Raw genomic sequence first — 14,036 nt, forward strand, 5'->3', positions numbered from 1 at the left:
AATTTTAAAGATGCACTGGATTATAAGGAGCACATGATGCGTGCCAAGCAAAAATTTAAAGCAGCGAGTATTGGTTTTGCTGTAACAGCTATAATTTGCGCAGGTATACCAACAACTTATGCCAGCGATATTGAAATTTATAAAGTACCCGAGGATGCTGTTGGCAATACGACGTTAATGATGATGCTAGACTTGTCAGGAAGTATGGGCTGGGGAGAGGGCTATACAATATGGAATAATAATCAAAATAAGTATGTGCCATATACTTCTATGAGTGTTCAAGAGGATTATGGTGTTTGTTCAGGAACAAATACAGGAATACTACCAGATACCGCGACTACAAGTTATTACACACGATATTATTGTCCTGTAACAGCAGTGGTAGCAGCAAGCAATTCAAAAGTTACAGATACTAAAACTGGTTGTGAGAAGCAAACTGACAATTCTTATCGTTGTTATGATCGTTTAACTCGCTTAAAGGACGGTTTACGACAGACATTATTAGGAACACAAACTGTCCCTAAAATTGATGATAAAATTATTGTAGGACTATCCACTTTTGCAGGAAATAATGGTTATGTTCGAGTGCCAGCCAGAGCCTTAGGTACAGTTTTAAACTCAACCACAATTCAAGAACCCTATACAGAAACTGAAACATATACAGAGCAAGAGCCCTACACAGAAACTGAAACATATACAGAGCAAGAACCATATGTAGTTCAAGAAGCATGTGTTGTAAATCAAGAGCAGACCTTTAATAAACCCCGTTGGAGAATGATACAAACAAGGAGTTTTTTTAGTTCATCTACAAAATATCAAACGTGTAATGGCGGATGGACTGCTGATTATGTATGTAAAGGATGGAGTGGCGAATCAACTTCTAAACCTACAGGTTTTCCTGGAACAACTCTCAGTAATGAATATGAGGGATGTGGATTCTTGTGGTCAACTTGTAAAACAGAATATTATGAAGTTATAAAAGAACCAAGACCTGTTAATACAACGTGTCCTGTTACAAAATATCGTGACGTAACGAGAACTCGGCAAGTAACCAAATATAGAGAGGTTACAAAAACTCGAATAGTAACAAAATATCGGGATAAAGTTATTAATACGACTCAAAGAGATTTATTATTAACCACTTTAAAAGACCTCAATGCAAATGGGGGTACACCAACACCTTATGCTTATGCAGAAGCAGCAGCATATTTAATGGGAACGAATACTAATGTTAGTGATTATAATATTAGGTATTATCAAAGTTTAGGAAATAGACAGACGAATGGAACAAGCAATTATCCTTGCAAGTCTCCCTTAAACCCAACTAATAGCTATAGAACATATAAAAAACCGGATGGTTCGCCAATAATAATACGCTGGTGTGAAGACAGCAATAAAAGTTGGACACCACCAGCGGGCTCTACAAGCTTGGTTTATGATTTTACAAATAATGCCAATAGAGAACTATTTTATGCTGCTAATGATCCTAGATCGTCTACAGCATCAGATGGCGCTACTTATTCAGGCTGGACAAGTTCACAACAAATTGATAATGGCACAAACTCAATTACTGGCTCAACAAATTATGTTGCACCAACTTCTATTGCTGGTCAAAAGGATAATGCTGCACAACGTGAGTGTAGTGGACAGGGCATTTATTTCTTAACAGATGGTCAACCTGAGCCTAATGGCTGGGCTGTAGGTGATGATGGTACGAGTGGAACAGCTTATGCTCTTATGAGACAATCATTAGGAGACAAGAGTAGTCTATTTACTTGTAATAGTAGCCCCTTAGGTAGCCGTACAGGATATTCAAATCTGAATAATAGCTGGGCATGTATTGGGAAGTATGCGCAGGCATTACTTGCTCCAGCTAAAAATCCAGCAGGTGTAAAAGTTAAGACAGCCGTTGTGGGGTTTGGTAGTAGTTTTGGTGGAGGAACTACAGCCAGTGATGACGTAGAAGATGCAAAAACATGGGGTACAATTGGAGAAGGAGGGTGGATTGCTGGCTCAAAACCCGAAGATGTATCAAATAGCATTAATAAATTTGTTGGTGATCTAATTAAAGATATACCTAGTATGAGTACTGGTTCATCAACCATTCCTGTAGATGCCTTAAATCCTGCAGCAGTACAGCCGTATTCTTATTTTCCACAGTTTGAACCAAAAGTTAATCCTGCAGATAAACAGCAAATCTGGTTTGGTAACTTGAAAAAATACTATGTTCTAAATAGCAGTGTTTATGCAGGTGAAACAGCTAGTGACAACAATCTTGTCGTTAAAAAAAGTAAATTGCAGGATCTGGCAGATATCTGGGCGAAAGGAGGCATTGATTATCCAGCAAGTACGCCTATTTTTAAGAAAGGCGGTGCATTAAGTCGGTTACCATTAGGCACAGGAACAAATGCAGAAGGCCAAACTACCACTGCTAGAAACCTGCTTACTGATTATAGTTATGACGGTACAAAGGCTGAAAGCGAGCGAGTAACTCGTGATTTTGATTTGGTAAAAATAAATTATACCTATACTTCAAATGATAAGACCAAAACAGATACCACCTATGCCAGCGCATTAATGAGCTTGCTGGGTTACAATATTTCCAGTGATACCAATACTAATGGTTTGGATTTAAGCACGCAAACTGCAGAAGTGCGGCAAATGGGCAGTATCATGCACTCTAATCCTGTGCTACTAACGCAGGAAGGTAAGGCAACTGCAACAAAAGATAGCACGACAGGTAAGATCAGTGTAGGTAGTACAGGTCGTGAAGATTATGTGCTGTTTGGAACAACCCAAGGTTTAGTACAAGTAGTTGATGCCACTACAGGGGTAGAGAAATTTGCCTTTGTGCCTAAAGAAATTATTGAGCGTCAATCAGAAACTTTTAAAAACGGTGGTGGTAACCTCGCTGGTGGTAAAGAAGCACTTTATTACGGCATTGATGGTGAATGGACTGCACATACTGTTTATGTGACCAAAGCTAATGGTACATTAACAGTTAAAGGTACTGCTAGGGATGCTGATAGCGAAGAAAAGGAAAACCTAAGTGGTAAACAATGGGTTTATGGAGGCATGCGCATGGGTGGACGTAGTTATTATGCGCTTGACCTAACCGATATTAATAACCCTAAAATCAAATTTCATATTGATCCTTCAACCAGTAAGGTTTACAACAAGGATAATCCTTCAGGAACTACCTTTACTGCACTTGCTAAAATGGGTCAAAGCTGGTCTAAACCTACTCTGGGGTATGTCAACTGGAAAGGTAAGCGTAAACTAGTGATGTTTGTTGGTGGTGGTTATGATGCTGGTGGAGTTCATGGTGATGGGCTTTATGCTGAGGGCATTCGCACTGGTTACGCTGGTTATGAAACCTATAATTATAATCAAGATAATAAAATTGGCGCTGGCGTATACATGTTTGATGCTGATAGCGGAGACTTACTCTGGAATGCCGACTCAGATAGCAATAGCGAGTTAAAATATAGTGTAGCCAGTCAAATTCGGGCTATAGACCGAAATAATGATGGTATGATTGATCATGTGTATTTTGGTGATCTTGCTGGACAGGCGTTTCGTGTTGATTTTAAAAATGATGGAAGCAAAACGGCCTTTACAACACAGACTACTAGAATTTTAAACTTACATCAAACAGATGGTACCAGTCCACGTTTTTATACTTTACCTGTGTTTACAGCACATTATAGCGCTGGTAGTGAAAAAATTTATGGCGGAAATATTGTCTTGGTAACATTTGTTTCTGGTAACAAAAGCTCACCTTTACTAGCAACTAGCGATTCACCTCAAAAGAAAGATCCAAGTGGCCTACAGTATGATGGAGCTTATGCGATATATGATTATGATGTATATCCAAGCACCAGTGAAGGACGTTATCCAAGTAGTAATATGGCAGCCAGAACACTAGCTGCAACAACTGCTACTGATCCTTCAGCAACTCAATTGAGATATATTAATGATGCAACGACAACCACTACTATTGATAAAACTAGTGGTTGGGGAGGTTGGTATTATCTCTTTAATAAAAAATTCGATGATAGTAATGGAAGCGCAAGTATTATTAAGGCGTTAACCAATCCTATTGCATTAGAAGGCAGTTTGTATGTTACTCAGTTTGATGCTTCAAACAATGGTACTACTTCGAGCTGCGGTGCTGGCGTAAAAGGACATAGCTTTGCCCAACGCTTATGTTTGCCAACAGGTGTTTGTAAAGAAGATGCCAACTATAGATATAATTTAGGTTCTGGCATTGTGACCCTTAATGTAGGGGGCGGTACAGACAACGATGTTTATAAGCGAAGTTTAGTGGTTCCAGATCCTAATGATATTTGTACAGGGCCAAATTGTAAGCCTTGTAAGGGTAATGATTGTGTTACTGGTAAAAACTTTCTGAATACGGGTGGTGCATTGAAGCTTATTCCTAATCGATGGTACGAAAAATATGCAAGACAGGAGCCTAGCTCATGAATCGAATGAATAAAGGTTTTACGCTCATTGAGTTAATGATAGTTGTGATGATTGTTGCCATTTTGGCAGCAATCGCCATACCAACCTATGCAGAATATGGAAGAAGAGCCGCCAAGTCAGCTGCTCAACAAGAAATGCTTAAACTGGCTGAACAGCTGGAAAGACATAAAGGAAAAAATTTTAGCTATAAAGGTTTTGATCCATCATATTTATACTCTTATATAGATGATAATGGCAGCCCGGCAAACTATTATGATGAATCCCATGGCACTTTAGAATTGCCGTTAGGGAGTACTACCAATAAGAAATACACCCTGACTTTAGTGGATTTGTTTAAAAAAAAGCCATTATCTTCATCAACTGACAATATTTTAGGGCAAAGCTGGGCAATTAAAGCTATACCTGAAGATTTAAAAAATGATGCCATGCTATTAACAAGCACCGGCATTAATTGTGAAATTAAAGCAACAGAGTCGTTAACCAAATTAAATGACTATGAAAGTTGCAAGGATGATAGTGATGATGAATAGCCAGAGTGAACGAGGCTTTACGCTTATAGAGCTTATGATTGTGGTTGCGATTATTGGTATTCTGGCTGCTATTGCTTACCCATCTTATACCCAATATAAAATAAGAACTCAACGGACTGATGCGCAAAGCGAAATGCTTTATATTGCTCAGCGTATGCAAAGTTATCGTGCTGCAAACGGTAACTTTGCAGGTGCAACTGTATCTACAGTATATGGTGGTGGAGATACCACCCCTAAACAAGGGACAGCGTTATATAATTTGGCGTTTAGTCCATCCCCAGCCACCGCCAATAGTTGGACATTGATTGCGACGCCTATAACAGGAACCCAGCAAGCAGGTGATGGAGTCATTTGTCTTAATAATCAGGGTCAAAAATTTTGGACTACAGCCGCCACAGCTTGTAGTTTATCTGCCACTTCAGACTGGTCAGGTCGCTAAATATTTTTCTCCCTTGATTAAAATTCTTTTAATTTGAAAATAGATCAAGTAAAATACCGCCCTCTTGAAAGGGGTCTAAAGCGTATCCGGTGGTCGGGTGCAGAGCAGATCCGTAAGAATCATAAAGGTGTATCATGGTTGTAATTCGTTTAGCCCGTGGCGGTGCAAAAAAGCGTCCATTCTATCAAATCGTTGTAACTGATAGCCGCAATGCCCGTGATGGTCGTTTCATTGAGCGTATTGGTTTTTATAACCCGACTGCTCAAGGTAATGCTGAAAAAATTCGTTTGAATACTGAGCGTTATAATCACTGGGTTGGTACTGGTGCACAACCTTCTGACCGCGTTGCTGCAATTGCTGCTCAAAGCGCTAAAGCACAGCCTGCTGTTTAATTTTTAATAGACTTTTAAGCCATGAATACTACCTTGCAGCCGCCTGCTGACCGCATTCAAATTGGTCAGTTGCGTGCCGCTTATGGTATTCAGGGCTGGCTATGGGTGTATTCTCATACGGATCCCATGGCCAATCTGTTTAATTACCTGCCGTGGTGGATTGAAACCTCCACTGGCTGGAAAACGTTAGATGTCAAGCGCTGGCGTACTCAGGGTAAGGGACTGGTTGTTTCATTAAAGGATGTTTCAGACCGCAATGCTGCTGAGCAGTTATCGGGTGTTAACATTTGGATATCCAAATCCCAACTACCCAAACCTGGCCTGGATGAGTTCTACTGGGCTGATCTGGTAGGCCTGACTGTACTAGGTACTGATGACGCCGGTGAACCCGTGAATCTGGGCCAAATTGCCGAGCTGTTTGAAACCGGTGCCAATGATGTAATGGTGGTACGCGCTACAGCTGAGAGTATTGATGGCGAAGAACGCATGATTCCGTGGCACGCAGATGTAGTGCAGAATGTGGATCTGGAAGCACGGCAGATGCGGGTAAACTGGGGCGCCGATTACTAACTCTCAGGCACGCACTGTTAATTCAATAGTGTTAAGCGAGATTCAGTTTAATCAGTAAGGGGTAATGTTGCGATGTGGCTTGCAGTCATTACTTTATTTCCTGATATGTTTCATGCCATTACTGAATCTGGTATTACCGGGCGTGCCATTAAGCGAAATCAGGTTGAGTTTCGTTGTATCAATCCCCGGGATTTTACGACAGACAATTATCACCGGGTGGATGATCGTCCATTTGGTGGTGGGCCGGGCATGGTGATGCTGGCTGAGCCTTTGGAAAAAGCCATATTGCATGCCAAAGCATTGGCTTTAAGCGCAGGTTATTCTAGAGTTCCCGTGGTGTATATGTCGCCACAGGGCACCACGCTGAATGAAGCAGGGGTTAAGCAGCTAGTTGAACATGATGGCCTGATTGTATTGTGCGGCCGTTATGAAGGCATTGATGAGCGCATTATTGAGCAGTATGTTGATCAGGAATGGTCAATTGGCGATTATGTACTCACTGGTGGCGAGCTGCCTGCCATGGTGATGCTGGATAGTATGATTCGCCGCTTGCCTGATGTGATGTCGGATAATCAGTCGGCAGAGCAGGATTCGTTTGTGGATGGCTTGCTGGATTGTCCGCATTATACCAAGCCTGATATATTTAATGGTGTTGCTGTTCCGGCAGTGTTAAAAACTGGCCATCATTTAAATATTGAAAAATGGCGTTTTTTGCAGCGCTACCAGCGTACCAAAACACGTCGACCTGAATTGCTTGCCAGTGTTCAACTCACACGGCAGCAGAAGAAATGGCTCAAAGATGATGTGGACACTGCTTTATCTGATAGTGTTAAAAAGTCGTAGATTTTGTTCTTGTAACGAGATGAAGTCCTTGCGCAGCAATACTGCTCATACTTTATCGCTTTAGAAAAACCTGGTTTTTCTCTTGTGGCGCGGCATCGATTATTAATCGCTGCTGATCGCGCCTCATCCCCAGCCGAGGATTAATCGGTTATTTGTAAAGCGCCTTTGATCCATAGTGATATGGTTTAAAGGTAAACCATAACGGGAGATATGCGCTTTAGCCTCTGTCCCCAGTGCGTCAGACCTGCTTTTTTAATTCAGGTTGACCACATTGTTAGGAGTATCCACCATGAGTGGCAAGCATCCTTTAGTTCAAGCTGTTGAAAATGCTCAGTTGAAACCCGATATCCCTGCTTTTGCGCCCGGCGACACTGTTGTTGTTCAGGTTAAGGTAAAAGAAGGTGACCGTGAGCGTTTACAGGCATTTGAAGGCGTAGTTATTGCGATTAAAAACCGCGGTTTAAACTCTGCATTCACTGTGCGTAAAATTTCTAGCGGTGTTGGTGTTGAGCGTGTGTTCCAGACTCACTCTCCGATTGTTGCCAACATTGAAGTGAAACGTCGTGGTGATGTACGCCGTGCCAAGCTGTACTACCTGCGTGACCGTTCAGGTAAATCTGCACGTATCCGTGAGAAGTTACCAGCGCGCAAAGCAACTGCTTAATCCGCATTTGTTTCGCATAAAAAACGCACCCATCTATTTGGTGCGTTTTTTTATGCCTTAAAAACTTTATTTATGGGTTTAACCCGTCTGCTGTTAATGGTTTGGTTTATTGCAATAGCTCGTTAATATTGGTGCCTTGATCCCTAAAATGCTCATAGGTCACGGCGCGCTGGCGCTCGGCGTCATCACTGAACTGGCGTTCACGCAGGGCAGTAATGGCTCGCTGTTTGTCTTCTGGGGCCTGGTTGCTGGCTAAAATAGTCTGGCGCTGATTTAAATAATCCTGTACCCGGCTTTGCCAGTTGGCACGTGATTGATCAAGCTGTTCCAGCCGTTCTGCTGCTTCATGCCCAACGAGTTGTTCACGCATTTGCTGCAATTCAGCCTTGCTGCCATTTTTTTGCCTGATTTGCTGGGTTAATGCCCGTAAGTCTTGCAGCTTGCTCATGTCTTCCAGATTCTTTTGCAGCGTTGGTGGCAATTGTGCAAAACGCTGTTTGAGCTGCTGGGCTTTTTGTGCTGCGTTCAGTGATTTATTATCCAGAATGCTTAGACGGTCAATAGTGTACTGGTTGTAAGTCATCTCATCGCCAAACAGGGCATTGAGTTCTGCTGGATTAAAATATTTTTGACGCAGTTGAGTGAGTTGATCCAGTACCCGCTGTAAATGATCAGGGTCTGTATTGGCACCGCTGTTTTGCAGTTTACCTTCGGCCTCACGGTATTTAAGGTAGCGCTGCCACAGGTCAGTGGCTTGTGCTGCGGCGTTGGTCGGCAGATTGTGCTGAATGTACTGTTTGACCTGCTGATCAATGCTGCCAAGCGATTTTTCACCAATCTGGGTGAGGAAATATTCAAAGCAGCGGCGAATTTTGACATTCAGTACCAACTGGCCTGCCGGGGTTGCTTCTAGCGCACAGTCAATTTCCGTATCCTGTAATGAAGCAGATAAGCCTTCTGCGGGTTCAGTCGGATTACTGCTGGTATCATTCGCTGTCGGATCAGACACGGTTTTGTCCTCAAGCATGCTATTGGACAAATTTGTGGCAGAGTTAGCTGAAGTCACAGTGGATGAATTGTCCGGTTTTAGCCACAGGATCAGGCAGATAACCGCAATTGCCAGCACAACCACCAGCAAAGAAGCAAGAAAGTATTTTTTTTTCATTTGCAGATTTTAATAAACAGGAAATTTAATCAGTAAACCTGATGCAGGTTTGCAAATCCAGTAAGGCCAGACGAACAGACCATGAGCCAACCGGATAGGTAATAAATGAAACACGCCATGACATGCTGAAACAACAAAATGAAAGCATGTCATGGGTGGAGGGCAGGTTATAGGCCTGCCAGTTTTAGACGGTTGGCGTGCTGGCGATACAGTTCAACCGGATCAGGACTGAACAGGCCACGTAAACCGAGAATCTGGTTTACTTCATCCAGATGATTGTGTGCATAGTCATCACGGATGACCTTGCCAAAGTGCGCACTACAGGTGCCAACCAGGCCATCGTTATCCGTAAAGCCAAAAGCCAGTCCTGCAAGGCCAACCACGATGGTATCCGGGTCCAGCACATTGGTCACGGTCTTGTTACCTGTCCACGAATAGTTATAAATGCCATTGGTGACTGCTGTGCCCTGACCACATTCGGTGGTGGGAATGCCATTTGGGAAGCGCTTGTTAAAGGCCAGTGAACCTTCAGTGCTCAGGCTTTTTAGGGACGCATTCATGTTGCTGGGCAGGTTTGGCTTTCCTTGTGCCCAGTTCATGACTGGCACCAGTGTGGCTTCAACAAAGGCCGAAACCACTTGTGCGCCAACGCCTGTTGATAGCAGTAAATCAGCAACCTTGGAGCCTTTATTCACCCCGGCAACGGTGGTCACTGAAGCAATCTTGGACGGCATAACCCCTGCTGCATAACGGGTGGTTGGGCCGCCGTGACTATGGCCAATCAGGTTGACTTTTTTGGCACCGGTAATCGCCAGTACTTCTTCAACCTGCTTGACCAGTTGTTCGCCACGGACTTCAGTGCTGTTGAGGGGAGAAACCTGCGTGGCATAGACTGTCGCACCGTTACTGGCCAGATCAGGCAGTACCTGATAAAAATAATCCAGTCCAAACTCAGGCACGCCCAGACGGGTAAAGCCAAACATACCGTGGTTAAATACAATGGGATATTTGGTTTTGGCGTAGGTGGCCTTGGAGTTGGTAGGCGTGGTCTGTAAGGCGGCAAAGGCAGAGCTGCTACCCAGCAGTGTTAGGCCGACCAGACCGGTGATTAGTTTACTTTTCAGCATCATTGCCGTTCCTCATTATTAAAATTGTCCTGAGAACCTTATTAGTTTTACTTAAGGTCGGTTAAATAATATGCTTTTTAAAAAAGAGGACGAACTGTGGAGGATGACTGGCACGACATAATGGGAACGTTGTCGCATTTTTAATCTATTTGTTTAATTATTGGGCAGTATAAAATTTAATCTTCTGTTTCACGCGGACGTTGCCATGGGAGCGGGCGATCAATGGCTTCGGGCACATCACCACTTTGCGAGCGTAAATTCAGGTGAATGGCTGCCTGTGCCATCAGGTTGGCAGAAACTGGTGCTGTCATAAAAGCCAACAGGCTAATGAGAATTTCAGCCATACCAAAACGGCCAAAGCTGATGGACAGCAGGATGGAAGCAACGAGTACACCACCCAGTCCCAATGTAGAGGATTTGGTCGGTGCATGCAGGCGCATAAACAGGTCGGGCAGGCGAAACAGGCCAATAGCACCAATCACCAGAAATAGTGAGGCGGTCAATACACAAATAATGGCAAGAATTTCCAGTAGGCTATTCATGTATCACTCCTGATCAGTGCAGTTTTAATCAATGGCAGGCTACGCACTAAAAAGCCAGGCCTTAAAAAGCTAATCAATAATATGGCCAGTGGTAAAATAACGCGCCAGTGCCGCAGTGGAAACAAAGCCCAGCATGGCGACCAGCAGGGCTGCCTCAAAATAAATAAAGCTGTGCCAGTACATGCCCAGAATCACAATCAGTGCCGTGGCATTTAAAAACAGGGTATCCAGTGCCAGCAGGCGATCTATCACCGAAGGACCAACCAGCAGGCGCCAGGTACACAGGGCAATGGCAAAGCTCACTGCACCAATACTGATTTGCAGGGCAAGATTGAGCCAGTCAATCATCATGCGCGGTGTCCTTGCTTTGGAGTTGATTGGGTTGTGGTCTTGGCTCACTGTTGAAAGGATCAGGCCATTCACTGGGCTGGGCATAAAACAGCTTGATCAGGGGCTGCTCGTAACGCTGCTTGATTTCTTCAATGACTGCATTGGGGTCATCGGTGCTCAAAGCATGCACCAGAATGTTATTTTCCCCGTCTTCCAGTCCCGCTGATACAGTTCCCGGCGTGGTGGTAATAATGAGTGCCAATAAGGTGTTGACCTTGGGGTGAGTGGTATCAAGCGGCACCCGAATCCATTTGGGGTGCAGCTTGTGCAAAGGCCCTAGCACCTGTCTGGCCACCCGGATATTGGCCACCAGAATATCCCACAGCACCACAAAAAATAGCCGGATAGCGGTAGGCCAGTGTACGGGCTGCGCGGGCTGGATAAAGTACTGGCTAAGCTTGGGGAAAATGATAGCCACCAGCACAGCCAGCAACACATGCGCTGCTTCCACACTATGCATGAGCATTAGCCAGCTTGCGCCCAGAATCAAGGATAAAAACGGATGCGGAAACAGGCGCTGGAAGCGGTCAATCCAGATGGACTTAGGGCGCATTTGAAGACCTCGCTGGTTTGAGTTCAGCGCTAACCTGCTTGGGAAGTTCAGGTACGGTAGACGGCGTTGCTGGCTCAGCCCCGGCAGTTGGTACAGCAGGCAATGGCGCAGCCGGATTGTCCGCAATAGTACGAGGCGGATTTTCAATCACTTTAGCCTGATCCACAAGCGCCGGGTCTTCAATGACGTCTTCCTGTTCCAGATTATCAGTCACTGCCGTGGACTGGGTATTTTTAATATAGGGCAGGTAGGATGAATCAAAGGGACGGCGGCTAATGGGCTGGTTACTGGCATCATATTGCAGCACTGCCTTTTGGTAGGCAGGCGCATTCTGGAGCTGTGCGGCGGTGGCGCTGGTGTACTGGCGCACAGGTGAAGCAAACACCATTAGCAATAACAACAGGGCCAGCAGGCTAAAAAAAGCCAGTGGCAGGCGATGCGGTATCACCCGTTCGGGTTGCAGGTATTGTGACTGGATCAGTTCATTGGGGGGTTCAACCCGCCAGAAAACAGTAATGCCCATGCGAACCAGCGTTATCAAACTGATAAAACTGACCAGCAGTACTGTTAAAAATATCCAGAACGTGCCGGGTAACTCGGTTGCACTGCGCAGTAGCATGACCTTGCCCAAAAAACCGCTAAAAGGCGGCAGGCCGGCAATCATCATCATGATCACCATGCTGGAAATGCCCAGCAAGACCGGTTGCTGTATGGCAATGGCCGGATGCAGGGTATCTTCTACCGCACTGCGCTGGTAGCTGATCCATTCCACCAATAGATAAAAAGCAGCTACCACCAGCGTGCTGTGAATTAAATAAAACAGGGCGGCTGACCATGCGGCAATACTGGGCAGGGCAATGCCAATCAGGATGGTGCCTACCGAGGATAGCAGCATATAGCTCACCAGCCGGCGCATGCTATGGGCAGCCAGTGCACCAATGATACCAATCAGGCTGGACAGCAGGGCAATCGGCAAAAGCCAGCTCATGAATTGCTGATTGGCATTGACTGTAGCTGCCGCAAAGATGGTGCCATTGACGCGCAGGATGCTATACACCCCAACCTTGGTCATAATGGCAAACAGTGCCATAACCGGTGGCGAAGCAGCGGCATAAGTATTAGGTAACCAGAATGATAGCGGCACAATGGCGGCCTTGATGGCAAACACCACCAGTAAAATCATGCCAGCAGCTTGCGCCATGGCAAACTGGTCACTTTCCAGTGTGGGAAGCAAACGTGCCACATCGGCCATGTTCAGGCTACCCACATTGCCATACACCATGGCAAGGCCAATCAGGAAAATGGCAGAAGCAGTCAGGTTAAGCACCACATAATGCACGCCCATGCGAAAACGGATGCGGCCCTGTCCATGCAGCAGCAACACATAGGATGCCAACAGCAGAATTTCAAAAAATACAAACAGGTTGAACAGATCACCCGTTAAAAAGGCACCACACAGACCCATGAGCTGAAACTGGAACATGGCATGAAAGTAGCGGCCTTTCTGATCCCAGCCTCCAGTGGCATACCACAACACTGGCAAGGCCAGGGCATAGGTCAGCATAATCATCAGGGCAGACAGGCGATCCAGCACCAGTGCAATGCCAAAAGGGGCAGCCCATTCGCCCAGATAATAGCTTCTAATGACACCCTGATCGGCCTGCACCAGCAGGTTAATAGCCAGTATAAAACCCAGCAGGGTTGCCGCTAGACCAATAATGCGGCTGGTGCGCAGGCGATGTTTGTGCTTGTTGGAATCAAGGCTGGGATAGCCCACCAGAATCAGGCTAAATGCTGCAAATGCCGGCAGTAAAATGGAAAAAATCGGCGTATGCAACTGCCAGAAATCCAGTAGGGCCGCAAACATCAGGACGCATCCTTCACTTGGCGTTGAATGGTATGCGGTGCCTGTTCCGGAATGGCAGCATCTACATGGTCACTGCCACTTTCATGGCGACTGCGCAAGGCCAGTTGCACCACAAAGGCGGTGGTGGCAAACCCAATCACAATGGCTGTGAGCACCAGTGCCTGAGGCAATGGATCGGTACTTTGCGTGGTATTCACCAGAATAGGTGCGGCGTTGGTCTTAAGGCGGCCCATGCTAAAAATAAACACGTTTACCGCATAGCCCAGCAGCGACAGGCCCAGAATCACTGGAAAAGTGCGGCCACGCAATAACAGGTAAATGCCTGAGGCAGTAACCACCCCAATGCCGGTTGCCAGCAGGAATTCCAGACTAATCATGATGGTTTTTCCTCTGCCATAAGCTTTGCAGAATTGTTTTTTTTCAGACGTATTTTTCCAGGCGGATTTTCTAGTGGCGGATTTCTCAT

The 14,036-nt window shown here is 45.2% G+C and carries 14 protein-coding genes; 7 read left to right on the forward strand and 7 right to left on the reverse strand.

Going from position 1 to position 14,036, the window contains the following annotated elements:
• Nucleotides 1-33: 33 nt before the first annotated feature.
• The 7 genes from Q337_RS0115715 (at nucleotide 34) to rplS (ending at nucleotide 7,926) form a co-directional block, all read left to right on the forward strand.
• A complete protein-coding gene (locus Q337_RS0115715) occupies nucleotides 34-4,488 on the forward strand; it encodes a pilus assembly protein (protein WP_407636794.1) in 4,455 nt (1,484 codons plus the stop codon).
• A complete protein-coding gene (locus Q337_RS0115720; protein WP_026472398.1) occupies nucleotides 4,485-5,018 on the forward strand; it encodes a type IV pilin protein in 534 nt (177 codons plus the stop codon). The genes Q337_RS0115715 and Q337_RS0115720 overlap by 4 nt, the downstream gene beginning before the upstream one ends.
• Nucleotides 5,008-5,457 (forward strand): type IV pilin protein, encoded by a 450-nt coding sequence (locus Q337_RS0115725; protein WP_322835834.1) that lies wholly within the window; start codon nucleotides 5,008-5,010, stop codon nucleotides 5,455-5,457. Before Q337_RS0115720 ends, Q337_RS0115725 begins: the two co-directional genes overlap by 11 nt.
• Before the next feature lie 134 nt (nucleotides 5,458-5,591).
• On the forward strand, nucleotides 5,592-5,849 hold the full coding sequence (gene rpsP, locus Q337_RS0115730; RefSeq protein WP_026472400.1) for a 30S ribosomal protein S16: 258 nt from the start codon (nucleotides 5,592-5,594) through the stop codon (nucleotides 5,847-5,849).
• 21 nt (nucleotides 5,850-5,870) lie between these two features.
• The gene (gene rimM / locus Q337_RS0115735; RefSeq protein ID WP_026472401.1) at nucleotides 5,871-6,419 is read left to right on the forward strand and encodes a ribosome maturation factor RimM; all 549 of its coding nucleotides are present in this window, start codon (nucleotides 5,871-5,873) and stop codon (nucleotides 6,417-6,419) included.
• A gap of 72 nt (nucleotides 6,420-6,491) precedes the next feature.
• The gene (gene trmD / locus Q337_RS0115740; RefSeq protein ID WP_026472402.1) at nucleotides 6,492-7,262 is read left to right on the forward strand and encodes a tRNA (guanosine(37)-N1)-methyltransferase TrmD; all 771 of its coding nucleotides are present in this window, start codon (nucleotides 6,492-6,494) and stop codon (nucleotides 7,260-7,262) included.
• Nucleotides 7,263-7,551: 289 nt separating this feature from the next.
• Nucleotides 7,552-7,926: a 50S ribosomal protein L19 gene (rplS, locus tag Q337_RS0115745; RefSeq protein ID WP_026472403.1), complete on the forward strand. Its 375-nt coding sequence runs from the start codon at nucleotides 7,552-7,554 to the stop codon at nucleotides 7,924-7,926.
• A 106-nt stretch (nucleotides 7,927-8,032) separates the two neighbouring features.
• Here rplS and Q337_RS0115750 read toward each other — a convergent pair whose 3' ends face one another.
• The 7 genes from Q337_RS0115750 to Q337_RS0115780 form a co-directional block, all read right to left on the reverse strand.
• Nucleotides 8,033-9,091 (reverse strand): lipase secretion chaperone, encoded by a 1,059-nt coding sequence (locus Q337_RS0115750; protein ID WP_034280652.1) that lies wholly within the window; start codon nucleotides 9,089-9,091, stop codon nucleotides 8,033-8,035.
• Nucleotides 9,092-9,258: 167 nt separating this feature from the next.
• A complete protein-coding gene (locus Q337_RS0115755; RefSeq protein WP_211253628.1) occupies nucleotides 9,259-10,218 on the reverse strand; it encodes a lipase family alpha/beta hydrolase in 960 nt (319 codons plus the stop codon).
• A 176-nt stretch (nucleotides 10,219-10,394) separates the two neighbouring features.
• Nucleotides 10,395-10,760, reverse strand: coding sequence for a Na+/H+ antiporter subunit G (locus tag Q337_RS0115760; RefSeq protein WP_026472406.1), 366 nt, complete (start codon nucleotides 10,758-10,760; stop codon nucleotides 10,395-10,397).
• 69 nt (nucleotides 10,761-10,829) lie between these two features.
• A complete protein-coding gene (locus tag Q337_RS0115765) occupies nucleotides 10,830-11,105 on the reverse strand; it encodes a K+/H+ antiporter subunit F (RefSeq protein WP_407636795.1) in 276 nt (91 codons plus the stop codon).
• The gene (locus Q337_RS18110; protein ID WP_084494897.1) at nucleotides 11,101-11,703 is read right to left on the reverse strand and encodes a Na+/H+ antiporter subunit E; all 603 of its coding nucleotides are present in this window, start codon (nucleotides 11,701-11,703) and stop codon (nucleotides 11,101-11,103) included. Before Q337_RS18110 ends, Q337_RS0115765 begins: the two co-directional genes overlap by 5 nt.
• Nucleotides 11,693-13,570, reverse strand: coding sequence for a monovalent cation/H+ antiporter subunit D (locus Q337_RS18115; protein ID WP_084494898.1), 1,878 nt, complete (start codon nucleotides 13,568-13,570; stop codon nucleotides 11,693-11,695). The genes Q337_RS18110 and Q337_RS18115 overlap by 11 nt, the downstream gene beginning before the upstream one ends.
• Nucleotides 13,570-13,947: a Na+/H+ antiporter subunit C gene (locus tag Q337_RS0115780; protein ID WP_026472408.1), complete on the reverse strand. Its 378-nt coding sequence runs from the start codon at nucleotides 13,945-13,947 to the stop codon at nucleotides 13,570-13,572. Before Q337_RS0115780 ends, Q337_RS18115 begins: the two co-directional genes overlap by 1 nt.
• Between the last annotated feature and the right edge of the window lie 89 nt (nucleotides 13,948-14,036).

The sequence above is a fragment of the Alkanindiges illinoisensis DSM 15370 genome, assembly GCF_000619845.1.
GTDB classification, from domain to species: Bacteria; Pseudomonadota; Gammaproteobacteria; order Pseudomonadales; family Moraxellaceae; genus Alkanindiges; species Alkanindiges illinoisensis.